Here is a 26161-nt window from a genome sequence, read left to right as displayed (position 1 = left end):
TCTTTTGTAAAGTCCCCTGCTCAAGGAGAAGTTTAAATCAATCTATATTTCTTGTTAAACAATTTTGAGATTGCTATATTAGGTTATGATTTTTTAAAAATTACAAACGCAATTATCATGGGAACCATTTATGTAGGCATACTTTTTATAGCAATCGGCATTTTGATCAGGATATTTCCAAATCTATTAGCGGGCTACAATCAATTATCCCAGAGAGAAAGAGAAAATTCGATAAGCAACGGCTTGCCTACATTTGCATTTATTGTCTTTTGTCTCATGGGGATAATACTAATTGCCGGACATTTTGCTGCAATTGGGTTAAATAAGCCCTCCTTAAGTGGAAGTATTAATATTTCCGTAATCTTAATAGGTGCAGTAGTGTTGATTGTTTTTGGGAAAATACTTACAAATAAGCGGGTAAAAAAAACTGAATAAATACAATTCAAAGGGCAACACAAGTTTAGCGTGGTACATCGGGCTGAGCACCTGTCATTCCATATTATCCTGCTTCTCCAGAAGCAGGATTTTACCATTTCGTCACCGCTCGTAAAGTCCTCTTTAGTGAATGTTTTGTAGAAATGCGGAAGATCATTACTAGTAAAACAGGAATACTACAGCTAATGGATACACTCGAACTTAAACGAAACTTGTATTAGCCAGCTGCTCCCTTAAATAAGCCTTCATCTCCTCTCCTTCTTCCACTTTGATCTCTCCCGGCAATCCCAGAATAAATCTGGCCAAGCCCGGCAGCTGCGGAACCTCCCCATCGAAATAATATTGATTTCTGTTCTTGATGGCCATAAATGGACGGGCATTCGGATGCTCCTCCATCATCAACTGATAAGCCTTCTTACTTAGTTTTAATTTTACCTTGAATTTATTTTTACCGGTAAACCCAAATAGCTGCGTTCCGGGAAGCTGATGTTTCCCTTCATATTTCCAAGCTCCCTGACTTAAGACCACTTCCCCAATCCGCTCGATTTTGAAAACCTTCATGCTTTTGCTTGCAGGCTCGAATGCATGGATAGTTTCGTAATTTGATGAAAAAGCCACCGGCTCGACTAAGCGATCACTGGTAGTGTCAGAACTGAGAGAATAGTAATCCTTCAGCCAGACTTGCACTTTCTGTTGAATCCCCTGGCCTATTTCATCTACCAACCTTCCCAAGTTCGCTTTAAAAAGTTGCTCTGTCCCCTGTTTTACTTCGGATCTTACATCAAGCTTTTTGATAATCGAATCGTGAAGCAAGTTATTCTTGCCCTGGCTTTCTATCACACTTCGCAGCCATTGACTTTCCTCCTGCGAAAAAGTCCCGTAATTCAAGGTTTGATCCGTCCCTGAACGTTGCTGGATTTTATACTTACTGAACTCCTTCACCACCTCAAAACCCAATGCTTCCAGCAGCTTGAAGTAGCGATAGATCGTCCGCTCATCTGTTTCCAGAAGTTCTGCAAGTCTGTGCACAGGCTTGCCGATATTGCTCTGCAAAAGGTTTATCAGTTTGAAAACACGAAGTATTTTTTGCTGTTCGATCTTTCCTGCCTGGCTCATAATTAATTCAGAATTTAGAAAGTTAAAAGTAAACAAATGAGGCAAGGTATTTAACGAATTGACGTGTATTGTCAGTTTATCTAACTTACTTTTTTAAGTTATAAGTACAAATTTCCCCCTATTTTTAGCTCAATGAATAAGTTACAACCCAGTCCATTTTTAGAAAAAGCACAATTGAAAGCTTTCGCAGTAGGTTTTCTATTTCTGTCGGGGTATTGGATTTTTGGGTACGACGGGATTACGTTCAGTGATGACGTCTACTACTTACTCGCCGGCAAAAAATTCTGGAGTGGCGAAATGGAAGTAAATGACTATCATTTCTCCAGCCGATGGGGTGCTTATGTGCCGGCTGGACTTATTGGATACTTATTTGGATTTGATGCGCATACCATCTCTCTGATATCACTTATAAGCTACCTGTTTACGCTGTTTTTGTTGCTAAAAATCCTTCCTAAATCAGTGCCGGCTTGGGTATTGGTTTTATGGTTTTGTACGCAGGTTTATTTTCTTCATTTCCTCACCAAAGTCTATCCGGACAGCTTACTGATATTCTTTGTCTGTCTTGTCCCTGTAGCTGCTTGTTACAGAAATACTAAACCGGTATTTTCCGGATGTATGCTGGTTTTAGCCTTGTTTTTAGGTTTTCTCACCAAGGAAACCAGCATATTGTTAGGACCGTTTCCCATGCTACTTTTGGTTTTTGATTGGAAGAAAAAGGAGATTTCAACGGCATTTTACTTATCCATTTTGGTCGCCGGAATTGTACTTCTCAGTATCTATTTGGGTTATTTTTGGATCAAATTTGGAGATCCATTTCACCGCATCAGTTCTATAAATGCGGGCCATTACATCTCTGAATTTACTTACGCTGACAAGGGCTTATGGTCAATGCTTAGAAGACTGACAGTTTTGCCAATCCTTACTTTTATAGAACGATCTTATTGGCCTTGGCTGGTCTTTGCCCTTCCGGGGATAGCCCTCGGATTGAGGTCAAAAAAAACTCCGTCATTTGAGTTTTCCCTTACATTCTTATGTTTGCTGGTTGGCTTTTGGTTGATGAGTTCCACACTGGAATTTTACAATCCAATTTATCTCAACCCAAGACACTTGATCATACTTATTCCCATTCTTGCGATGTTGATTGCATTAGGTTGGAATGAATGGCAAAATTCCAAAAAATGGAGAATGTATATAATAGCACTTCTCGCCTTCGGTGCAATTATAAGCTCCGCTCAAATGGATTGGAAAATGGCAGGATTTCAACTCGCATTGGTAGTAGCTGTAGTTGTCTATCATACTAAATTTCAGCCTATAGTTTTCGCAGGAATTCTGGTTGCTCCAGCCTTGTTGGCTATACCGTATCAACAAAATCTGAAGCAGTATGATTTTATGATTGAAACTTTAACGAAAGAAATTCAATCTTCAGGAAATCAATCGTTTTTATTGACCAATGATTTTCTTGAATTCAGTGATCAGGTACTTTTCCCTGATGATGAAATCAGTCAAAAAAAACTCAATGGGTTAGAGAGTCTTTCAAGCTGGAATGAATCCAAAGCGGATACAATTAAGCTTGTCCTGTACTCCTATTACCTGCATGCCTATCCTCAGGAACAAGAGGAGATTGATCGTGTGCTGCTAAAGCTTGAGCAGCTGGGATACAGCTTGAAGAAAGAAGAAAGTGACGGAGTATTATGGAAGGGAATCTATGTGAAAGAGCTGAAATAATTTGAAATCTCTAATTAGAAATTCACAATCTGAGAGGAAAGATAAAATCCTGTATTATACAATCTGCGAAGATTTGCGTCCTTTTCAGCGATCATCTGCGGGAGCCATTTAAGACTTGTAAAAATATTTCTGAATCAATAATTCACAATCTGAGAGGAAAAATAAAATCCTGTAATATACAATCTGCGGCAATCTGCGTCCTTTTCAGCGATTATCAGCGGGAATAATTTAAGACTTGCGAAAAAAAAGCCTCACAATGACTGCTGCCTTTAAAAATGCTTCCTATCCAAAATTTCCGCCGCCGTTCGGGTCATCACAAACCGAGATGAAAGATAAAATCCTGTATTATACAATCTGCGAAGATTTGCGTCCTTTTCAGCGATCATCTGCGGGAACCATTTAAGACTTGTAAAAACATTTCTGAATCAATAATTCACAATCTGAGAGGAAAAATAAAATCCTGTATTATACAATCTGCGAAGATTTGCGTCCTTTTCAGCGATCATCTGCGGGAGCTCTTTAAGACTTGTAAAAACATTTCTGAATCAATAATTCACAATCTGAGATGAAAGATAAAATCCTATATTATACAATCTGCGGCGATCAGCGTTCTTTTCAGCGATCATCTGCGGGAGCCCTTTAAGACTTGTAAAAACATTTCTGAATCAATAATTCACAATCTGAGAGGAAAAATAAAATCCTGTAATATACAATCTGCGGCAATCTGCGTCCTTTTCAGCGATCATCTGCGGGAGCCATTTGAAAACGTTCAGAAAAAAAGCCAAACACACTGACTGCTGTCTTTAAAAATGCTTTCTATCCAAAATTTCTTTGAGCACCACCGCATCTTTGATGGATTGCGGATTTTTAAGCATACGTGCATAGCGGCTTTTCCCTGCACTGGAAGATTCCACAGTCACTTCCTTCAATGAAGGAATCTCAGGAATACCCTTGGAAGTTTTACTTAAATCAGATTTGGCATTATCAAAAGCTCCGGAATAATACTCAATCTCATCATCGTCGGTATCCTCCATTTTCTTGGTGGGGAACCTCTTCACTGCCGGAGGTGGATCTGCTCTCCATTCCGGTCTTACGACAGGCTCAGCTGTGCGCTTGTATTCCACCGGCTTTGGTTGATCTACCGGTGCAGGCTGCATTCTGGGCTTTTGAGGCTCTACAGGCGTTGGCTTCTGCGCGTTACGGATTTCCCGCATCAAATCCTCAAAGGAAACCGGTTTCTGCTCAGGCTCATCCACCATTTCCTGTGGCTCTCCATCCTGATTCTTTTTCCTGCCTTTGGTAGCCTGATAAATAAAATAAGCCAATATGGCGACGATATAAAGTATATTTCCTAAATCCACAGGTGTAAGTTAATCCATTTCATTTAGTATTACCTAGTTTTTTACCACGGAGTTTGCGGAGGTGAGGCAGAGAGCACAATTCGATTCTTTTCAACTTGAAAATTGAACATTGAATCTGATCATTGAGTACTGACCACTGCGACTGAAAACTGATCACTGGCTTTTTTTTCCTCCCGGCTAAACCACAAATCTTTGGACAATCTCACAAATGATCTTATTTTGTTAATTATTTAAGACAAATCAAAAAGGATGCTGCTCAGTAAGCTGGAGATCAAAGGGTTCAAGAGTTTCGGGGATAAAATGGTGATCAACTTCGACAAGGGAATCACCGGTGTGGTAGGGCCAAACGGCTGTGGCAAATCCAATGTGGTGGATGCCATCCGCTGGGTGCTCGGAGAGCAAAAAACCCGTATGCTCCGTTCGGACAAGATGGAGAATGTGATTTTTAACGGTACCAAAAACCGGAAAGCATCCAACCTTGCCGAAGTGTCCCTGACATTTGAAAACACCAAAAATCTACTTCCTACCGAATACACCTACGTCACCGTCACACGTCGATACTACAGATCCGGAGAAAGTGAATATCAAATCAACGGAGTCACCTGTCGTCTGAAGGATATCACGAATCTCTTCATGGATACCGGGATCAATTCAAACAGCTATGCCATCATCGAGCTGAAAATGATCGATGAACTCCTCAATGACAAGAATAACTCACGAAGGGATTTGTTCGAGGAAGCTGCGGGAATTTCAAAATTCAAAAACAGAAAGAAGGAGACGCTCCGAAAACTTCAGGATACAGATGATGATTTGGCACGTGTGGAAGATGTGCTTTATGAAATAGAAAAAAATCTGAAAAGCCTTGAAAAACAGGCTAAGCAGGCTTCTAAGTATTTTGAGATTAAAAAGGATTATAGAGTAGCAAGTATCAATCTGGCAAAGAAAAGCATAGAGAAATACAGTAAATCGCTTATTGAGGCAAATCATAAAATCCAGGAAGAAGGAGACAAAAAACTACAACTTCAAACGCAGGTTGCAGACCAAGAAGCACTACTCAGCCAATTAAAGGCTGATTTGATCCAAAAAGAAAAATTGCTTTCAAGCCGTCAAAAAGCACTGAATGAACATGTAAATAAGATCAGGACTTTTGAGTCGGAAAAGAAAATCAAGAATGAACGCCTGAGATTTTTGGAAGACCGATCCCAAAAATTGCGGGAACAGATTGATGCTGACCGAAAGTCAAATGATCGCGCCGGCTTTAGTATCCGATCTCTACAGCAGGAAAAGGAATCAGCCGAAAAGATGCTTGCCGAGAAGGAAATGATCGTTTCGGAACTGCGTGAAGCTTACGAAAACCAAAAGTCAATTCAAGCTGAGAAACAACAGGCCCAAAAGACAATCAACCACAACTTCGAAGCTCTTAAAGAGAAAGTCTATCAGCTAAGTAAGGATATTGAGATCAAACAAATTCAGCTTTCTACACTTAAGCAGGAATTGGAAAGAACTTCCAGCGATGATTCCAGTCAGGAGGCCAGTTTGGTGGATTTCGAAGAGAAACTGATTGCACTGAAAGCCGAACTCGATGAGTCAAACAGTGGCTATCAAGAATTAAAAACTAAGCAGGAAGATCTGGATCAGAAGATCGAAGAAACCAATCGGGTGATCGAAATGATACGGGAGGAATTGACGCAATCTTCCCGTAAGCTCGATTCCAAAACCAACGAGTACAACCTCACCAAATCTCTGGTCGAGAATCTGGAAGGTTTTCCTGAGGCAATTAAATTCCTGAAGAAGAATCCAAGCTGGGGAAAGGATGTACCGCTACTCTCCGATCTGCTGACTACCTCAGAAAAGTATAGAGTCACCATTGAAAATTATCTGGACAGCTACATGAATTATTATGTAGTGGAGACGGAATTGCAGGCAATTACTGCCATCCAACTACTGAGTGACTCTGCCAGAGGAAAGGCCAATTTCTTTGTACTTGAGCATTTTGAGCGGTTCAAACCGAGTCAAAACAAGCTTTTTGCCAATGCAACCGCGGCTACAGAGATTATAGAATTTGATGTAAAGTATTCCCGCTTGATCAATTTTATTTTGGATAATGTGTACATAGTTCAGGGTGAACACAGAGATTTTCCACAGGATACTGAGGCCGTCTTCATCTCGGAGAACGGCAAATATACCAAACGGAAATTCAGCATTTCAGGAGGTTCTGTGGGCCTTTTCGAAGGGAAAAGAATCGGTAGAGCCAAGAACTTGGAGAAGCTGGACAAGGAAATCAAAGAACTAAACAAGAAAGTCAGCAGCACCAGAAATAACCTGGACAACAAGTTGTCTGAACTGATGAAGCTGAAGGAGATCAGCTATAAAAAGACTTTGGAAGAATGGCAAAATAAGATCAATGCCATCAATCAGGATTTCGTATCTGTTCGCACCAAAAAAGAACAGCTGGCAGAATTACTCAGCTCCAATGCCAATAAGCGGGAGGATATTCTGGACAGAATTGCTTTCATCGAAGAAAGTTTGACCGAGATTCAGCCACAGCTCTTTGATGAGCGGGCTGAGTTCGAAGCCATGCACGACGAACTCGAAGAGCTAAACGAGTCCTACGAAAAGGAATCCGGACTACTTACCGAAAAATCCCAGGCTTTCAATGCCGAAAATATTCTGTACCATCAGCATCTGAACCGTGTGACGAGTTTGGATCAGGAAATAGAGTTTAAGCAATCGGCTTATGAGGGTTCCAAAGAACGGATAGAGAAATCTCAAACTGAGCTTTCCCAGCTGGACACGGAAGTCAAATCCTTGCTTGACAATAATGAAGTGAAGGATGACGAATTGATCGAGCTGTATTCAGAAAAAGAAGGAATCGAAAAAGGGGTTCAAGAGGCAGAAAAGGATTATTATTCTTCCCGGGGATTGATAGACGAGACTGATCAAAAAATCCGGAGTTTCCAAAAATCAAAGGAAAGCTATGACCAACTGATTCATGAACTGGAGAACGCAGTGAATGAAATCAAACTGAAAATGACCGGAATGAAGGAAAGACTCAGTGTGGAATTTGAGCTGGATCTGGATGTACTGATGGAGGAAAATCCTGAAATAGATGAGGAATTCAGGGAGTTTGCCGAAGACAAGCTCCGTGAGCTCGTAAGTAGACAAAAGGAGAAACTCGATAAAATCGGACCAATCAATCCCATGGCGATGGAAGCTTACGATGAGATTAAGGTTCGGTATGATTTCATCACCATACAAAAAGAAGATCTTATCAAAGCCAAGGAATCTTTGATGGCCACAATTAAAGAGATCGATCAAGTCGCAAAGGAGACATTTCTGGAAGCTTTCGCAAAGATCAAGGAGAATTTCATCAAAGTTTTCCGCTCCCTCTTTACCGAGCAGGACGATTGTGATTTGACTTTGGTAGATCCAAGTAATCCGCTGGAATCTGCGATAGAGATTATGGCTAAGCCAAAAGGTAAGCGACCGCTGACGATCAACCAGCTATCCGGAGGAGAGAAGACGCTTACAGCCACTTCCCTACTCTTTTCTATTTACCTGCTGAAACCTGCTCCTTTCTGTATATTTGATGAGGTGGACGCCCCGCTGGATGATGCCAATATTGACAAGTTCAACCAGATTATCCAGCAATTCAGTGGAGAATCCCAGTTTATCATAGTGACCCATAATAAGCGTACCATGGCCAGCACGGACATTATTTATGGGATTACCATGATCGAAGCCGGGGTTTCTAGGGTGGTTCCGGTTGATTTGAGGGAGTTGGTTTAGAGGATCATTTCAAAAACCTAATCTGAAGATTCAGTTTAAAAAAACACTCATCCCCTACTTTATAGACTTTACCAAAATCATGTCTGGAACTGCTTGCCGTTTCAAATTTTGTATTGTTTAGCAAGTAGTCTTCAAATTCATTTCTATTGTAAATATGGTAGCATACTATTTCGCCACCTTCTTTGACTATTAGATAACCTCCCGTAGCTTCCAGTTCTCCAGTCCATACTTTAGCAGGCATCATTCCCAACGCAATATCAGTCAACAAGCGTTTAACTTTATAGAGGTAAAATGGATGCCTAGTATCAAAATTGTAACCTATTGGATTTGCTGTAGAGACTTTTGAAATCAATTCCTTTGTTTTTGAAATAGTTGCACTAAAAAACAGTTTAACCATTTCAGCAACTATTGCCGGCAAGGCGCTGTCTATCAAAGTTAGATTATTTCCAAAAACTGCACTCTCAGTACGTGCATATTCCAGATTTCCGGAAAATCCCCTTATTCTCTCAATTCTATCTTTAATCTTACTCTTGGTAGCTATCGTGTTGATTTCATTGATTTGCAAATCTGATAAAGAAGCTCCGGTTATTTTGTAGATAAAGTTGGTAGCTCTGCCGGCGTTTAGAAGTGTGGAAGCCCCTCCTAACTGGGATTTGATACTAAAGCCTAATTGGGGAGTTGTTCCTGTTCTTAGATCATGCAATACTATATCAATATCACTTTTAACTGTAGAATTTGCTTTTAATGAATGGCATTTGTAAGAATTTATAAAGTCAATCACTTCATTCACAGCAAAAGCTCCGGAAGCCTTTTTCATTTCCTTTAGAAGAATCCGGGCCATTTCTCCAAACCGCTCAATAGGAATTCGTAATGGTTCTTCTTTAGCTAAATTGAATAATGAAGGAGAAAATTCAACTCCTTTAAGAGCTATTTCCACAAAATCATCTTGGACAGTAAACTCAAAAACCCCATTTGATTCAGTTCTTATAACTTTCAGTACCGGAAATGCCAATTCATCAATTCTATTCAATTGACCGTCTCCGGCAAAAAGTTTTCTGTCTGAGATAATCTTAAAAAGTGTATACAATTCACTCCATTCTCCTTTGTTCCCGGTAAGCATCATAGGCTTTTTAGGGTTAAAATCAAGGAATCGATGTGAGTCTCTGTCAACAATAAAATCTGCCCGCACTTCTTTAGTGAAGATCTGTCTACTGAAAACTCTACCTGCTTGATACCTGCATAATCATGTCTGTTTTCTTTTTCCCGCTTGTAAAATTGTGCTCTTGAAGTATTGATAAACAAGGAGATGAAATAATCGACATTTAAATAAGAGATCTTAATATCCAAACCATCAATGTAATCAGTTCTCATAGAATAGGTAACCTGATCGAATCTTGCGGACTCAATCAATAAATAAACAAAATGTAAATCCCTGATTAGGCTTGGGTAGGTTCTGAGAATTCTATTCTTTAGTCCCTCAAGCTCAAACACTTCTCCATTAAAAATAAAATTGTTGTGCTCGATTTTCCCAAAGCTATTTAAATAGGTTTGGAGAAATTCAGTTTCACTTGGGATTTTAAGTGAAGCAAAAAACAGGTAATAAAATGCCTGTATAAAAGGTGGGAACTTAGTGTGCTCAACCTTAAAATCCTTTGGTTTGGATTCTCCTGAATAAGTTAACTTTTCAATTTGATCCTCTAACTCTTTGACTACTATTTTGGGCTCTCTTATTACGGACATATAATTGTCTGAAATTACGATGTCCCAAATATTTTTAAAAAACATCCATCTTTTCTAATATTTGCCGGGCTGTTGCCTTGATTGCGGGCACCGCCACAGAATTTCCAAATTGTTTGTAAGCTGATGCATCTGCAACGGGAATGACATAATTATCAGGAAAACCCTGAAGCCTTGCCCATTCCCTTGGTGTCATTTTCCTTATTCCAAGTCGGTTTACTTCTCCTTTGATATGGGTAACAGGAGTGAAATCTTCCAATCGATGATCATACACCAAATTACGCTCTCTTCCCATTCCCCCGCACACCACTGCATTCGCAATTCCATCATCAGGAATAATCTCATATCCAAACCCATTTCCTTTTCCCTCATGTCTGGCTTTGTGCTCAACGAGGGTTTTCATGTACTGCGTGGAAAGGTAGTATTTGACAGAAACCACAGTTTTTTCCTTTACGTCTTCAAAAGAAACTGCCTGATCAAGAGGAGCAGGATAATCAAAATCACTAACACCAAGATCGGCTCTAAATCCCACAATAAAAATCCGCTCTCTATTTTGAGGAACTCCGAAGTTCTTTGCATTCATCACCTGCGGATCAGGCACGTAATACCCCAGATCTTCTCTCAATACATTAAGTATCGTTGCCAAAGTTCTTCCTCTATCGTGATTGCGTAGCCCTTTGACATTTTCCAAGAAGAAGGCTTTTGGCTTTTTCCTTCTGATAATCTCAGCCACATCAAAAAACAAAGTTCCCCTGGTATCTTCAAACCCGCCTCTTTTTCCCGCAATCGAAAAAGCCTGACAAGGAAATCCCGCGCAAAGCACCTCAAACCCATCAGGTATAAATTGCTTTGTTTCTTCCTTTGTAATATCCCCAAAAGGAACTTCTCCAAAATTAGCTTGGTAAGTCTTCTTGGCTTGCTCATCCCACTCGCTGGTAAACACACACTTGCCACCCAAACTTTGCATCGCCATTCTGAAACCTCCAATTCCCGCGAATAAATCGATGAATTTGAATTCCGGCTCTACAGGAGCAGGGAATGGAACATCAAGCTTTGAGTCAGAAAGCATATCCTCAAGTACTTTTTCCGCATCCGTGGTTGAAATCTCCACATCCGGGTATTTAAACTCCATAGCCCTTTTCACATGCTGAATGGCTTCGTTTTTATAAAACTGAGAAACTCCATTTTGACTATTATGCATGTAATGAGTAAAGGCAGCTTTGCCAAAATCAGAAGGTTCAACTTCTTTTCTCTTCGGCTTCTGACTGAAAACCTCTTCTAGGGATATGCTCTCGTTAAATTTCATTCTGGGTAAAATTAGGCTGAGCCGACACTTTCCAACAAACTGCCCTCAACTAATTCTCATTAAAATAAGATGATTCAAATATATCCATTATCATTTTAGCCTCTTATATGGAATTGCATAATATTAAAAAATTGACATCAATCGTCAGTTCTAGCTGTATACTGGTGACCAATCGCATCTAAAATCTTCTTCAAACAGATCCCTGTTTCCTTCTTCACCTCAAAATCCCAAAATCTAATCACTGTCCAGCCTTTTGAATGGTAAAAACCATTGACTTCTCTATCCCGCTGCATATTTCGCTCGATTTTGGAAATCCAAAATTCTTGGTTGGATTTGATGGTATGCTTACGGTTTTCCCAATCGTAGCCATGCCAGAAAGATCCGTCTACAAAAATCACAAGCTTGTGCTTTTTTATACTGATATCAGGCTTTCCCGTAAGAGTCGTTTTTGGTGTCTTGTACCTCACTCCCGCTTCCCAAAGTGCTTTTCTCAGCAGTTTCTCAGGTTTTGTCCCCTTTGACTTGATTTTGGACATGTTCAGTGAGCGGGCTTTTGTAGTATAAAAACCATTCTCCTCGCAGAATTGCGCCACGGCAATTTTAGGAACAATGTATTTTTTAGTGCCCAATGGGATAATGTTTTGGTGGATATTCCGTGATAGAACCTAAGAAACCGGAATAAAGTTAACGATGCTATTCTCCACTTTATACTCTCTTCTCCCAAAACTTCAATTTCCCTTTATTACCTGACTTGATCAGTCGGTAACTTTCGGGTATCTCGGAAGCATCACCACAGTAGGTTACGATTCTGGTTTCAACGGGTAGTTCTTCAAACTTCTCCCGGATTAGCTTCTTATACGCATGATATTGCTCATGGTTGATGGCGTTATCCTTGTGAAGCTTATCTCTGAGATCTATGTTTTCTTCAAATGCATTGAAGAAATAAAAGGAATCAAATAGACTAAAATCCAGATTCCTCAAATCATCACAAATGAAATTTGTATTCTCTACCTGATATTTTTCTGCCAATTTTCCGGAGATCTGAATTAGATTCATCCGCTGCTCTACTCCGGTAATTTTAGCTTCAGAATTTACCGCCGCCACCAAGCAAAACTTTCCAACTCCCGATCCTAAATCCAAGACAGATTTACCTCCTCCCTCACCCAAATATGCTATAGCTTTCTTTGCTACATCCACCGGCGTCCAATGTGTACCGGATAGTTTTTTGATTTTTACAGGATAAAGCAAATCAAATTCTTCGTCAGCTAGTTCTCTCAATTCCATGATCCCCCAAAAGTATTCAGCTTTTACTTAATTTTAAAAACACGCAAAAATAAAACAACTCATTAAGTACAAGACGTCAAATCTAATGGTAATGAAAACCCAACCCGAAGTTTGGTTAAGAGGGCCCGTGACCGGTTTTTCTTCAGCATTGCAACCTGTGGTGCATGCTATTTTGCAGGCACAGGAAGAAATCCATCAGCTGACGAAAGACTTTCCTTCGGAGCTGCTCTGGAAAAGACCTGCGGGAATGGCAAGTCCCGGATTTCATCTTCAGCATATCACAGGAGTACTGGATCGTATGGTCACATATGCTAAAGCGGAAACCCTAGCTCAGCAACAATTTGATTATTTGAAAAATGAAGGACTGGCCAATAAAGACCTGACTAAAGAAATTCTAGTCGGAAACTTGGACGATCAGATCACTGAATTCTTGGATTTTCTTTCTGTCCTCGATGTCAATACCTTGCCTGATTTTCGGGGAGTGGGAAGAGCACAGTTACCTTCCACTGTCGGTGGATTATTGTTTCATGCTGCAGAACATACCCAGCGGCATGTTGGGCAATTGCTGGTCACAGTAAGGGTTTTGTTGGCTACTAATTAAGATAGGTGATTATCCGCAGCATTATCAGTGGTATAGTAAAAAACAGGCAGCAACCGAAAACTTTTCCCGCTGCTGCCTATTTTCTTCACTCTGTTTTTAGACTTACAGCAGGATTAATTACCGCCGCACGGACTACCTGATATCCCACAGATAGTGCTGCTATCAAAAATGAGCAGCCTACCGCAATAGCAAATGTCCAAACGTCCAATTTGATTTTGAATGCAAAATCCTGAAGCCAATTGCTCATAAACCACCAACCCAGTGGTGCTGCGATAAGAAATGCGATCACTATCAACCGGACGAATTCTTGTCCAAAAATCCAGATAATATGGCCTATCCCACCACCCATTACTTTTCTGATGCCTACTTCCTTGGTTTTCTGAGCAACCATAAATGAAACCAATCCATACAAGCCAAGACATCCGATGAAGATTGCGATAAAAGAAAAAATCTGAATTCCTCTTAGAATAGTTTCCTCGGATTCGTAAAATTGGGCAATACTTTCATCCACAAATGAGTACTCGAAAAGTTGATCCGGATAGTGTTCTTGCCAAAGCTTCTCTATTTCACTCAGAGTAGCAATCGTTGTGTTACTGTTGATCTTAATGGCAAAGTTGGAATACCAATCACTTCCGGTAGCAATCAATGCTGCGGAAATTTCCTCATGGAATGATTTATCATGAAAATTCCGAACTACTCCTACAATGGGCCCTTTCATTGACCCACCATTCGCATAAATCATTTTTCCAAGTGCTTCTTCGTATGATTCTATCCCAAGTTTGTGAAGTAAAGCTTCATTTACTACCACCTCCCGCACTGTATCTGAAGGATGAAGATTTCTTCCCGCCAGCAATTCCAAATCAAACGTGGAGATATAATCCGCATCTGCCAATTTCATATTTGTCCGAAAATTTACCTCTTCCGTATCATTTTCGAACCGGATAGAGTTTCCCCAATCATTGGTTGAAGCAGGAGCAGCAAGGCAAAGCGAAACTTTTTCCACTCCCGGTAACCTTAAAAACTCATTCTTCAGTGTGTGCATAGTATTCAGAGAATCCCCGCCCAGCTTCACCATCACCAGTGATTCTTTGTCGAAACCAAGTTCCGCCTGCCTGGAAAAACGCATTTGATTCATAATGACAATCAGACCTATGATCAATACCTGTGAAATAGCGAACTGCGTAACAATAAGTGAGCGCCGGGTATTGAAGCCGCCCAACTGCTGCATGGAAAGTTTTCCCTTCAGTGCAGTCACCGGCTTGAATCCAGTCAATATAAGCGCAGGATAGCATCCTGCAAGAAAAGTAATCAAGATGCCCAGACCTGCAATAAACAGCAGGAACATTCCGTCTACTCCGAAATTCAGCGGTATCTGTGTTTTGAAAAAAGAATTGACTGAGGGTACCAAGAAATATGCTGCCACTAGTGCCAAGAATATGCTTGCGGACGTGATTATGGCTGTTTCCATAAGGAATTGCCAGAAAAGCTGTCCGCGGAGACTGCCCAGAACTTTTCTTACGCCTACTTCTTTTGATCTCTTAAGTGCCTGCGCAGTAGCAAGATTTATGAAGTTTACACAGGCTGTAATCAAAAGGAAAATCCCGATAGCTGACAGAATCCATAAATCAGACTTCTCTATGGCTCCTCCGTACTTGGCATTGAAATGAATGTCCGACAGCGGCTGTAATTTGTAGTGATGTACATTCTTACTAGTTGGCCGGAACTGTTTTACATAAGGCTGTAGCGCTTCCTCTACGTCCGCAGGAGTCACATAAGGCTGAAGCAAAGTATAGCAATACATCCCACTGCTGATTCCTCCCCAGGCGTTTTCGCTTGCCAGCCAGGGATTGAAATCCTTCAATGTAGGATAAGAAACAAATAACTCCGTTTTGATATCCGTGGTAACAGGCAGATCCTCCAAGATGCCCGTAATGGTAAAAGGTATTTTATTGTTATAGGAAATCACCTGGCCTATGGGATTCTGGGTTCCAAAATACTTCCGAGCCATCCGTTCGGTAATGATTGCAGTATTGGGTTCATTTAATGCTGTGGTGATATTCCCTTGGGAAAGCGGGAAATTAAAGATTTCGAAGAAGGCCGGTTCAGTGAAAGCTATTCCCTCTGGTTCTTTGATTTTCACCAGCTCCCCTCCCCGTTCAAATGTGATCAGCGCATCGGTTTCATTGAACAGCCTCGCTACTTTTTCTCCGTAAGTATGATTTTCCCTGAAAACTTCTCCCAATGGTGAGGGGACCGCATTGACAAAAGAAACCGTTTCACGATGTTGCTCGGTTACTATTCGATATATCCTATCCCCATTTTCATGAAAATCGTCAAAGCCTGTATGATGCTTCACCAGTGCGAAAATTAAAATGCAGCAGGTGATGCTGAGTGCCAGTCCGGCAATATTGATCAGCGCATATTCTTTGTTCCGAATGATAGTTCTCCAGCCGATTTTGAAATAACTTTTATACATACCGTTTGTGTTAAATTTTTGATATCCTTTTCTTGATTTTATTATGCCCGGACGAAAAAGCAGGGCTACATCGATAATGAATTTCCAGTCAGCTTTACGTTTTCCGAATTCTTTGTAGCGACGGTCATATACTTCCAGTAGATCTCCTTCTATGTAATCCAGAAGTCTTGGTTGACAAAACCAGCGGAAAAAGCTCAGGAAAAGTCCGGGAGGAGAAATTTGTTTTTCCTTCATCGCTTATATTCCTGCTAAGTTTGATTGCCAAATTGTCTCCGGGATCGCTCTCCAGAGTTCATCCCGGGTATCTTTGGCATATTGTATAGCTTTCTTCCCCAGTGCCGTGATTTCGAAATACCTTCTCGGGCGGCCTGCCCTCTCCTCGGTAGATTCACCTGCATAGGATTTGAGGTAGCCCTTGTCTTCCATCCTATTCAAAGCCGTGTGCAGAGCTCCCATACTCACAGTTCTGGTGAGTCTGGATTCTATTTCATCTTTGATCGCAACGCTATAGGCAGCATTATTCAGAATTCCAACAGTAAGAATCACGATTTCTTCAAACTCCCCCAGTTGATAATCTTTCATAGCATACAGTATATTCTCTAATTGTAGGAATAAGAGTCGTGCCAATATAATAACCCCCTAATCTGCCTAAGGAAAGGCTATTTCTAAACTTCCGGCGTACGCAACAGAACATCTTTGACCGATAATGGACTTTTTCAAAAATTCCGATAACAGACTTCCCCTGTGAAAGAAGATAAAAGCATTCTGGGATTTGGTAAACTTTAGTACTTCTGTCAAGCAAGCATCATTCATCTTGCAGCAAAAAGAAGCAAAGGATAGATGGATTCATAAAGAATCAGCTCTATACTATTCTTCACATTTTACTTTTTCGGTAAAAAAGAAACTCCAATAATCCCATAATTTGCAAATCCTTTCTGCTAAGACAACAATCATGAAGTAGGGCTTCATAAACAGGCATAAAATTGTTCTTGGAAAATAAGACTTAGACTTGCTGCCCTTCCTTCGGCGGGCAGGCGCTCAGTCTGACAATTATCGCTAATACCGTGTCCTCTGCGAAAACCTCTATGTACTTCGTGGTTAAAAGTCTTTCAGAAAAACTTTAAATAAACCTATTCTCCAAATGCATAAACCTATTAAGCTACTTCTTTCCTGTAGCATATCACTTGTTGTTTTTTCCAACTGTACCCCCGAAAAATCTCCGTTTGACGTTTCTCCCGCAGATTCTCTGGATCCAAAAAGGATGGAGGCTCCCTATCCTTCCATCAGTATTCCCGAAGGAACAGATATGGAATCCCCACGCTGGAAGGGCATAGACTTATCTCCCCAGCCTCCTGTGGTTCCCCTTTCAGCAAATGAACAGCTGAAAACTTTTGTGCTGCAGCCCGGCTATAAGCTGGAACCGATTCTTTCTGAACCTCAGATCCGGGAGCCCGCAGCGATACAGTTTGACGGTAACGGGAGAATGTATGTCTTGGAGCTGAGAACATACATGCAGGATATCGATGCCAATGGAGAACTAATGCCGACTTCCAGGATATCAAGATGGGAAGACAAGGACAATGATGGAGTTTATGAAACCAGTGTCATCTTTCTGGACAGTTTAATATTCCCGCGATTTGTAGTTCCTTTTGGGAAAAACTCCATTCTATCTATGGAGTCAAACGAGGATAATGTCTACAAATACACCGATACCAATAACGACGGCAAGGCAGACAAAAAGGAGCTTTTTGCGACCGGACTGGGAAGATCCGGAAACGTCGAGCATCAGACGAGTTTCCTGACTTGGACCATGGACAACTGGATGTACAGTACCTATAATTCGAAAAGGATCCGCTGGACACCCGATGGAGTCATTCAGGAACCTACAGGAAACCCTTATGGGCAATGGGGCGTAACCCAGGACAACTACGGTCAGGTATGGTTTCAAGATGGCGCAGGTGGTGTGCCGCAAAACTTCAATTTGCCAATCGTCTATGGCAATTTTGCTATTAAGGGACAGTTTCAAGATGGTTTCAGAGAACCGTTTAGCTTGGTGAAACTGGCTGATTTCGAGCCCGGCATGAGAGAAACAAAACCTGATGGCTCGCTGAGTAATGTAACCGGTTCAGCAGGAAATGATGTGTTCAGAGGGGACAGACTTCCAAAGGAAATCCAAAATCAATACTTCTACGGTGAGCCTGTGGGACGAATTATACGTCAAGTCCAAGTAGAGAAATCGGAAGGACTTTCGTATATCCAAAATCCTTACAGAGAAGCCCAGACGGAATTCATCCAATCTACCGATCCACTTTTCCGACCGGTGGATATGGCAACTGCCCCAGACGGCACCATGTATATCGTCGATATGTACCGCGGCATTATCCAGCAGGGAAATTGGACTCAGGATGGCAGCTACCTGCGTACCAAAATCCAACAATATCAAATGGATGATATCATAGGCAACGGAAGAATTTGGAGATTGACCTATGAAGGAATGGAAAGAAACAAGGAGAAGCCGAGAATGTACGAGGAAACTTCTGCCGAGCTTGTACGTCACCTGAGCAATCCAAACGGTTGGTGGAGAGATCAAGCGCAGCAGCTGATCATTCTAAATCAGGATAAATCGGTGGTGAAGGAGCTGGAAAATCTGGTGAACACTTCCGATAATGAATTGACCCGTATTCATGCGCTATGGACTTTGGAAGGCTTAAGTTCTCTGGATCTTGCCCTTGTCAAAAAACTGATGAAGGATTCCAGTTCGCAAATACGGATTCAGGCACTTCGTGCAAGTGAAAGCCTATTCAAATATGGAGAGAAAAGTCTGGCTGCGGATTACAGAGAACTAATCAAAGACCCGTCTACAGATGTGGCACTACAGGCATTGCTAAGTGCTTATGTAGTGAACATTGATCAGGTAGAGGATTTGATCAAAGCTACGCTAAAAGAGAATCAAGCACAGGGAATTCAGGTCATTGGAACCCAGCTTTTGGAACGTATGGCTAAGGAGAAGGAACTCTCAGCTACCCAGTATGCTCCTGAGGAATTGGCGCTTTTTAATAAAGGAAAAAGCATTTTTGACAGCTACTGCTCTACCTGTCATGGAGTAAAAGGTCTGGGAACTCCTACCGGCGGAGGGCAACTGATTGCACCAGCTTTCTCCGGATCACCAAGAATCATGGGGCACCCGGAATATGCTGTAAAAACATTGCTGCATGGCTTGACCGGTGCGATTGACGGCAAAGAATACGAAGGTGTGATGATTGCTATGGATAGCAATGACGACGAGTGGATCGCCTCAGTCGTTTCATACATTCGAAATGAGTTTGGCAATTCAGGAAGTTTTGTGAGTCCTGAATTTGTAACTCAACTGAGACAAGAAACTGCAAGCAGAGAAGGTACATACCAATTTGATGAACTAATTCAGGAAATACCCAAGGCACTTAGCTATCAGGATAACTGGAAAATCACTGCAAGCAGCACTGCACTGCAGGGTGTGGGCTCTACGAAAGATCCTTCTTACGCTTTCAGCTTCAAAGGATGGAAAACAGAAACTCCACAAGAATCAGGGATGTGGTTCCAGATCGAACTTCCAAAAGAAAGAAACTTGACTGAAATACAGTTTGATGCCGGTGATAAAAAATTTCCTAAAAAGTACAAAGTATCACTTTCCCCTGATGGCAAAAACTGGACTGAGGTTGCCCAGGGATCAGGTGCAAAAGGATTGAATACCATTCAATGGAAAGCCGAAGAAAATGCAAGGTTTCTGAAAATGGAAACTACTGAAAAAGGTGAAGAACCCTGGGCAATGAAGCAATTGCTGCTCTTTGCCAGATAATATTCAACGGTCTATAGACTTTACCAAACTTAGAAAACCCTTTGCTGCTTTATTTCGGCAAGGGGTTTTTAAACCCGGATTATGCATTAGGTTTCGTTATGAGGACATTAATTGCAAGAAAATCAGGTTGTTTGGAAAGTGAGGCATAGCACCGCTATGGTGAACTCGAAAACGGCAATGTAATGGCTGATTTTGAAGCAATTAATGGCCACAATAGAATTGCTAATGCATATTCCGGGTTAAAATTACTTTCTGTAGTTCGCCTGACGTTCTACCATCCAGCCGGGATATTGCATAGCAAGCGGGCTGACTTCATCTATTTTTTTCAAGTCATTTTCCGTTAAAATAAGATTCGTAGATTCTATATTTAGCTGCAGTTGCTCTAAAGTTTTTGCCCCAATAATTGTACTGGTAATTCCTCTCTGCTGTCTTACCCAAGCCAACGCAACCTGTGCGATACTTGCATCATGGATCTTTGCCAAATCTCCCATCACATCTATCAGGTCATAGGCCTTCTCCTTATCAATCGGAGGAAAATCAAATTTTGATCTTCTCGAATCCGAATCTGCTCCCTCTCTGGTGAATTTTCCCGTCAAGAAACCTCCTGCAAGCGGACTCCACGGAAAAATGGCCAAGTCGTGATCTATTGCCATAGGCACCAGCTCATGCTCAATATCACGACTCACCGCAGAGTAATAATACTGCAAGCCCATGAATTTATGCCATCCTCTATAGTGTGCAATCGTTTGGGCCTTTGCCACCATCCATGCAGGCCAATTACAGATTGCTATATATCTGACTTTGCCTGATTCCACGATATCGTTTAGCGAGCGGACAATTTCCTCCAGTGAGGTCAAAAAATCTGCACCGTGGACATATAGAATATCTACATAATCCATTTGCAACCTTTTCAAACTGGCTTCTACCGAGTTGAAAATATTGTACCTGGAAAGTCCGGCGCTATTTGGTTTATCCTTCATCTTGGCCAGTAGCTTGGTCGCTATAACCACCTCATCCCTTGGCACAGATAAATCCAGTAAGCCTTGGCCCAATAGCTTCTCCGACTGCCCAAAGGAATAAACATTGGCAGTATCGATAAAATTAATGCCCGATTCTACCACAGCATCAAGCATTTCATTCACTTCGTTTTGTTGCAGCTTGCCGATATTGGCCCACATGTCAGCTTCCTGACCTCCAAAAGTCATGGTTCCAAAGCAAAGCTCAGAAACCATTAAGCCGGTATTTCCGACAGAATTGTACTTCATCATTAAAATAGGTTAAGTAGTGGTTATAGATTAATGCGGGTAAAACAGAAGCTGCGCAAAAACAGTTGCCTAGGGCGAAAAAATTATCCGGTTTATTTTAAATATTTTGGATTTGAAGCATAGTCAACCATCTTCTTGAATTATTTTTGGCAAATCAACACAACCCGGATCTATCAGCCTGTAATAGAAAATCCAATGCATATTTCGGGTTCAAACCTATTTTCAAATGAAATCGAGCCTGCCTGAGGCCAGACAGGCATGATCCCGTAGGTACCGGATGACACACCGGGATGATTATTGCCCTGCTAGACAGTTCATCCTGTTTCTTTCGCCACTGGGCAGGTTATGACCATTAAAAATCAACTATAAAACATGAAACACAGAATTAATTCTTCAGAATTATCCATAGAAATCAATCAGACCGGAATGGAGCTTTCCTCCATAAAATCCCTACATACAAATACTGAATACCTTTGGCAAGGTGACCCAGCTTTTTGGAGCGGTCAGGCACCTGTATTGTTTCCCATTATCGGAGCGCTGAAAGATGGCTTTATGGTATATAAAAATCAAAAGTATGCCATTCCAAAACATGGAATTTTAAGAAATTCACCTAAACCTGTCCTAAAGGAATCCACAGAAAATTCCTTGTTATTTTCTTTAGTTTGGGATGAGGAAAGTCTAAAACAGTACCCATTTAAATTTGAACTGGAGATCCAATTCACTGTGCTGGGCAGCAAAATTGAAGTTGTCCATAGAATCCTAAATCAGGGTGAAGAAACGATGTGGTATAGTTTAGGCGGACACCCTGCATTCAATTGTCCGCTAAATGAAGGAGAGGAATACGAGGACTACTTTCTACAATTCGCCTATCCTGAAACTGACTCCACCTGGAACGTAGAGTCTAGCGGACTTATAGGAACGGACACCAAACCGGTATTGGAAAACAGTTCGGCATTGCCCCTCCACAAGCATCTATTTGATGATGACGCGTTGATTTTCAAAAATCTCAAATCCCGGGAAATTACCTTAATGAATAAAAATATAGGAGGACTCCTGTCTTTAAAATTTGATGATTTCGATTATCTGGGAATCTGGGCAAAGCCCGGAGCTTCCTTTGTTTGTATCGAGCCATGGTTGGGAATAGCCGATAGTGTAGATTCCAATCAGAAGTTTGAGGAAAAAGAAGGTATTCTGAAATTGGAAGCTCATCAAAGTGATGTGAAAACATACTCAATAACTATCCTGAAATAAGATTTTGAGGCTGTCTCATAGTCAACTTTTCTTGTCAGGCTGAGTAAGGAAAATTTGGGATTTACGAAAAAATTAGGACAGTAAGGGATTTAGGTACAAAGGTGGGTCACCCTGAGCGGAGTCGAAGGGTCCTCGACTCCGCTCAGGGTGACAATTATGAGTTATGAAACAACCTCTATTTTCTATTGATTAGCTATAAATGGAGCCTGTTTAATAAACCGTCTATCTGACAGTTGATCAATGAGAAAGTGAGCCAGACTCGTCGCCGAGATCTGATCCCCAAGGCAATCTTCCAGTGAGACGTTGATTGGCTTGTTCTCCTCATCCATAACTATTAAAGGTAATCTCACCAAAGTCCAATCCACTTGGCTCTCCTTGAGTAGTTTATATTCAAACTGCCTATCAATAGTAGAATCAGGATAATTTGCGTACATCCACTCAGTAGCAGCTTTTGTAGTGGCTCCTTTTTTATCTCCTTGTGCATCTACATTTATTCCTGTCACCACCACATATCGCTTGATTTGATGCAGCTTCATTTGTTGAAGTACATTCCCAGTTCCTTCTGAGGAAATCGTATTCTTACTTGGAGGCACACCCCAGCCCAGTGCGCTGATCACAGCTTCACAATCCTCCAGTAATTTATTGACTACAGTTTGGTTTAAAACATCACCTAACACAACTTCTATCTGAGGATTGGAAGCAGGTGCCCGATCAGGATTTCTGACAAGCATCTTGATTTGAAAACCTGATTTAACCAATTCTTTGACAAGGAATTTACCTGATTTTCCGGTTCCGCCGATTACGGCTATTTTCTTATTTGTATTCATGGGATTCTTTATAAAATGTGATAAAAATGTACCCTCACATCTTCCCTGATTGGAAATGTTATTCCATTGCTTCTAGCAACAGATCGGGTGTTCAGCTATTTTATAAAGAGATTTTAATACGCCAAACATAAGATAAAATAAGGATGTAAAAAAGAAAATCCTGAGATGGTAACACCTCAGGATTAGAAATAATTATCTATTTTTTATAACAGTCTAGAAATTTGCAAGGTCTTTAACTTCTTGCTCAGTCAGTGCCCGATCAAAAACTACCAGACCTCCAATCTGGCCTTTGAAGAAATTTCCCATTCCTCTTTCCAATAAAACAGCTCCTACAGTAAAATCAGATCCATTATCACCCAATCCATCAGGAAAATGATAAGGGTTTTTCGATTGCACCAAACCTTCTGGATAACCTTCAAATCCTTTGGTATGGTTAAGCAGTTCAGGTTCTCGGGACTCAAAGTCACCGTTCACAAATGACTTGATGTATTCCCCATCATAAGTGAATGCAATACAACTCCACTGATTCTTCACTACAAGTTGCTTACTTGCTGAGTAATCAATGGAATATGGAAAAGGAGGAGTAGCTTTTCCAGACCAAGAGACATGACCACAAACCTGATCTGCCCCATTATAATAGCCCAAAGATACGAAGAGTCCGTATTGCCTTTTCCCGCCTTCCTCGTGTTCATTCCACATACCTCCTACAAAACCTGTTGGCTCGCCTGACCATTTCACCCAGGCGATCACAGTGACTCCCTGATTTTTTCCATGGATATTGAGTTCCGCTGTTTGATCACTGGGCAAACTCAGGAAATTTGTCCCGTCAAAATAAGATGAAAATCCTGAAATCGGCCCCTCTGAAACCCGCTTGACCTTAGTGGGAAATTCCGATAAGGGAAATTTTCCTTTGCCTTGTGCCAATCTAGGTTCACCTGCACTTTCATCAAATTTCCAGAAAGCCACCATTCCTTCTGTAGCTTCAATTCGTCGGATTAAATCTTCATTTTGACTGTTTTGCTGCCCGGAAGCTACTACGCCACTTCCGAGTACGCAAAAAGATATTGCAAGGAATGAAAAGAAGTTTGGCGGTTTAATCATTTGTGGTAGGCTAAAACAACAAACTATTTCGCCCATTGGATATAATCCTGATTGACTTGACCGTCGAAAATACTTTCATTGGAATAAACGATGACTCTATACTTGAATGTTGCTGATTCACCTTTCTCAAGTTTGAAATTAAGCTCTTCCTTGCCATCACTTAGCGCTTTTTGACCCAGTGGATTTGCCGCAAACAAACCATATCCTCTTGCGTGCCAGTAAGTCGGATAACCGGGATTGGAAGGGAAATCAAGGATTGCAACAGAGATATTCTCGTTATTGATCTTGCCTGTAAGACTGACCCACTCTCCTCTGGTTCCCCATACATCGTGTCCTTCCACTCCTTTACTACTCAAGTACATTCCTGTGATCCCCTCATTATTCATCGTCGGCACATCGGTTGCTTTGCCGGAAGCATCAGTGAATATTTCGGGCTTATCGGAAGGATGCTCCAATTGCCTGGCGGTACGAAGACCCAGCATACCTTCTTTGTTATCTGTCAGTTTCACTTCACCGTTAGGAGCAGTCAGCGTGGCAATTCTATCAATGGATCTTTGGTCATCTTTTCCCCGGAAAATAAAGGTGGTATTCTCCGTCAAAAGCACTTCTCCTTTACTATTCATCCAGTCCATACTTACTTCCAACACACCCTCTTCCTTACCGCTCTTCACAGACTTGATTGATTTATGTGCGATATGCCCATAGTTCGTTTTGTCTTTGATATCAGAAGAATTGTTCCAAAAATCAAGACCATTCACATCTCCGTAGTTAAACCAAAGTCCCAAATGATGCGGATGATCCACACGTTCTCCCGGACGGGGTGTAATTGGCCAGCCTCTGGTAATCGCATTTCCATTTGCTGTATTGATTGGATATAAAACCGGCTTTTCCAGAGAATCGGGATAGATGTACGAGGTGAAGAGCTTTCCGTCAATGAGGACATCTACTTTCTTGGCAGCTTCGTCTTGGATCAGTTCTATTCTGTCTTTCATCTGTTCGGGTTCTGATTCTGACACTGTTTTTTCCTGAGTTCCACCACAGGCAAAAGTCGCTGCTGATAAAGCTATTACAGTAGTGTAGCTAAAGAGTTTATGTTTATGAAAAATCATCGTATAATTCTGGTTTTGATTTTAATAGTTTTAAAGATTAAGGCCGATAAGTTCAGTTGGTCTTATTTGTTCTCCTTCTTTAATTGATTGAATAAAGCCAATTGCTCCTTCAGAGCAGCTACCCGGTCTGTTGGTTCAGTTCTGGCTTCCATCAGAATCCAGCCATCGTATTTGATGTCATTGAATAATTTGAAAAGGGCTGGATAAGGATAGTCGCCATCGTTGAATTCACGCACATGAACCGTGTCACCAAACCATTTTTTCACTGAGTTGAAATTAGCTTCTAATCCGGGAGGCAGAAGATCCTCGTCGTTACAGTTCCAGCATATCTTAACGGCCGGTTCAGTGACTTGATCAAAAATTGCTTTCATATTCGGAAGTTCTTGGGTTAAATGCCCATGCACTTCCACCCGTACCAATTGTCCGTAATCAGCAGCAAACTTCCCAACTTCATTGAAGGAAGCCGCAATCTGGGCAATGGTTTTTTCCTTGGGAACATCAGCCGGGAGATTGTTAGGTTTCACTTTAATCCCTGTAGCTCCTATGTCCTTGCAAAGCTTGATATATTCTTTAGTTCCCTCAATGTTTTCCCGGAGTACTGCCGGATCAGGACTGTGATACTCAAAATTACTTCCGTAACCCAAGCAAGTCACTTTGCTGTCCTTGAATCGCTTTTTCACTTCAGCTCTTTCTGTAGCTGTCAGACTTGTTTCCACTCCATGAGCATGCTCTGTACGAAGCTCCACACCGAGCACACCGGCTTTTTCGCAATTCGATATAAGTGTAGGAAGGTCCCAATCCCTACCCCACTGATAGGTTACCAATCCGAATTTCATTCCTGACTTTGCCATGGAAAAAGCATCCAGGGGAAACTGCATCGCTGCCATGCTCAAGCTGGCAGCTACGCTTTTCTTCATAAAATCTCTTCTGTTATTGCTCATAA

20 protein-coding genes are annotated in these 26161 nt (G+C 41.3%); 6 read left to right on the top strand and 14 right to left on the bottom strand.

The features are described 5' to 3' along the window. Positions 1 to 51 precede the first annotated feature (51 nt). Complete coding sequence (locus tag J2X69_RS02900) at positions 52 to 435, top strand: DUF3784 domain-containing protein (RefSeq protein ID WP_310098162.1); 384 nt, start codon at positions 52 to 54, stop codon at positions 433 to 435. A 201-nt stretch (positions 436 to 636) separates the two neighbouring features. Here J2X69_RS02900 and J2X69_RS02895 read toward each other — a convergent pair whose 3' ends face one another. Beyond that, the gene (locus J2X69_RS02895; protein WP_310098159.1) at positions 637 to 1551 is read right to left on the bottom strand and encodes a WYL domain-containing protein; all 915 of its coding nucleotides are present in this window, start codon (positions 1549 to 1551) and stop codon (positions 637 to 639) included. A gap of 132 nt (positions 1552 to 1683) precedes the next feature. Here J2X69_RS02895 and J2X69_RS02890 point away from each other — a divergent pair, with 132 nt between their 5' ends. After that, positions 1684 to 3276, top strand: coding sequence for a hypothetical protein (locus J2X69_RS02890; RefSeq protein ID WP_310098156.1), 1593 nt, complete (start codon positions 1684 to 1686; stop codon positions 3274 to 3276). An 803-nt stretch (positions 3277 to 4079) separates the two neighbouring features. Here the strand turns inward: J2X69_RS02890 and J2X69_RS02885 are convergent. Next, positions 4080 to 4637: a hypothetical protein gene (locus J2X69_RS02885; protein WP_310098153.1), complete on the bottom strand. Its 558-nt coding sequence runs from the start codon at positions 4635 to 4637 to the stop codon at positions 4080 to 4082. A 249-nt stretch (positions 4638 to 4886) separates the two neighbouring features. Between J2X69_RS02885 and smc the strand changes: the two genes are divergently transcribed. Continuing rightward, a complete protein-coding gene (gene smc / locus J2X69_RS02880; protein ID WP_310098150.1) occupies positions 4887 to 8426 on the top strand; it encodes a chromosome segregation protein SMC in 3540 nt (1179 codons plus the stop codon). A gap of 4 nt (positions 8427 to 8430) precedes the next feature. On the opposite strand, the gene J2X69_RS02875 is transcribed toward smc, so the two are convergent. From J2X69_RS02875 to J2X69_RS02855, 5 genes are all read right to left on the bottom strand, one after another. Beyond that, complete coding sequence (locus J2X69_RS02875; RefSeq protein WP_310098148.1) at positions 8431 to 9549, bottom strand: HpaII family restriction endonuclease; 1119 nt, start codon at positions 9547 to 9549, stop codon at positions 8431 to 8433. Continuing rightward, entirely contained in the window at positions 9546 to 10166 is a 621-nt protein-coding gene (locus J2X69_RS02870; protein ID WP_310098145.1) for a hypothetical protein, read from the bottom strand. The genes J2X69_RS02875 and J2X69_RS02870 overlap by 4 nt, the downstream gene beginning before the upstream one ends. Positions 10167 to 10200: 34 nt before the next feature. Next, entirely contained in the window at positions 10201 to 11469 is a 1269-nt protein-coding gene (locus J2X69_RS02865; RefSeq protein ID WP_310098142.1) for a DNA cytosine methyltransferase, read from the bottom strand. Positions 11470 to 11606: 137 nt separating this feature from the next. Next, the gene (locus J2X69_RS02860) at positions 11607 to 12098 is read right to left on the bottom strand and encodes a very short patch repair endonuclease (protein WP_310098139.1); all 492 of its coding nucleotides are present in this window, start codon (positions 12096 to 12098) and stop codon (positions 11607 to 11609) included. 76 nt (positions 12099 to 12174) lie between these two features. Next, on the bottom strand, positions 12175 to 12753 hold the full coding sequence (locus J2X69_RS02855; protein WP_310098137.1) for a class I SAM-dependent methyltransferase: 579 nt from the start codon (positions 12751 to 12753) through the stop codon (positions 12175 to 12177). A 91-nt stretch (positions 12754 to 12844) separates the two neighbouring features. Here J2X69_RS02855 and J2X69_RS02850 point away from each other — a divergent pair, with 91 nt between their 5' ends. Beyond that, positions 12845 to 13354, top strand: coding sequence for a DinB family protein (locus tag J2X69_RS02850; protein WP_310098134.1), 510 nt, complete (start codon positions 12845 to 12847; stop codon positions 13352 to 13354). A gap of 85 nt (positions 13355 to 13439) precedes the next feature. Here J2X69_RS02850 and J2X69_RS02845 read toward each other — a convergent pair whose 3' ends face one another. Both J2X69_RS02845 and J2X69_RS02840 read right to left on the bottom strand, forming a co-directional pair. Beyond that, positions 13440 to 16064: an ABC transporter permease gene (locus J2X69_RS02845; protein WP_310098131.1), complete on the bottom strand. Its 2625-nt coding sequence runs from the start codon at positions 16062 to 16064 to the stop codon at positions 13440 to 13442. Positions 16065 to 16067: 3 nt separating this feature from the next. Beyond that, a complete protein-coding gene (locus tag J2X69_RS02840) occupies positions 16068 to 16412 on the bottom strand; it encodes a helix-turn-helix transcriptional regulator (RefSeq protein WP_310098127.1) in 345 nt (114 codons plus the stop codon). 559 nt (positions 16413 to 16971) lie between these two features. Between J2X69_RS02840 and J2X69_RS02835 the strand changes: the two genes are divergently transcribed. Continuing rightward, positions 16972 to 19665, top strand: a complete 2694-nt coding sequence (locus J2X69_RS02835) for a discoidin domain-containing protein (protein ID WP_310098124.1) — start codon at positions 16972 to 16974, stop codon at positions 19663 to 19665. 245 nt (positions 19666 to 19910) lie between these two features. Here J2X69_RS02835 and J2X69_RS02830 read toward each other — a convergent pair whose 3' ends face one another. After that, positions 19911 to 20930 (bottom strand): aldo/keto reductase, encoded by a 1020-nt coding sequence (locus J2X69_RS02830; protein WP_310098440.1) that lies wholly within the window; start codon positions 20928 to 20930, stop codon positions 19911 to 19913. 372 nt (positions 20931 to 21302) lie between these two features. On the opposite strand from J2X69_RS02830, the gene J2X69_RS02825 reads away from it, so the two are divergent. Then, on the top strand, positions 21303 to 22181 hold the full coding sequence (locus J2X69_RS02825) for an aldose 1-epimerase family protein (RefSeq protein ID WP_310098121.1): 879 nt from the start codon (positions 21303 to 21305) through the stop codon (positions 22179 to 22181). A 182-nt stretch (positions 22182 to 22363) separates the two neighbouring features. On the opposite strand, the gene J2X69_RS02820 is transcribed toward J2X69_RS02825, so the two are convergent. The 4 genes from J2X69_RS02820 to J2X69_RS02805 all read right to left on the bottom strand — a co-directional run bounded on the left by J2X69_RS02820 (position 22364) and on the right by J2X69_RS02805 (position 26159). Further along, complete coding sequence (locus J2X69_RS02820) at positions 22364 to 23008, bottom strand: NAD(P)H-binding protein (RefSeq protein WP_310098118.1); 645 nt, start codon at positions 23006 to 23008, stop codon at positions 22364 to 22366. 213 nt (positions 23009 to 23221) lie between these two features. Then, entirely contained in the window at positions 23222 to 24109 is an 888-nt protein-coding gene (locus J2X69_RS02815; protein WP_310098114.1) for a LamG-like jellyroll fold domain-containing protein, read from the bottom strand. 23 nt (positions 24110 to 24132) lie between these two features. Continuing rightward, positions 24133 to 25218 (bottom strand): PmoA family protein, encoded by a 1086-nt coding sequence (locus J2X69_RS02810; RefSeq protein WP_310098112.1) that lies wholly within the window; start codon positions 25216 to 25218, stop codon positions 24133 to 24135. A 62-nt stretch (positions 25219 to 25280) separates the two neighbouring features. Beyond that, on the bottom strand, positions 25281 to 26159 hold the full coding sequence (locus J2X69_RS02805; protein ID WP_310098109.1) for a sugar phosphate isomerase/epimerase family protein: 879 nt from the start codon (positions 26157 to 26159) through the stop codon (positions 25281 to 25283). Positions 26160 to 26161 lie beyond the last annotated feature (2 nt).

The sequence above is a fragment of the Algoriphagus sp. 4150 genome, from assembly GCF_031457395.1.
Classification (GTDB): domain Bacteria; phylum Bacteroidota; class Bacteroidia; order Cytophagales; family Cyclobacteriaceae; genus Algoriphagus.
The sequence above is the reverse complement of the archived record's forward strand: the minus strand, read 5'-3'. Positions and strand labels throughout refer to the sequence as shown.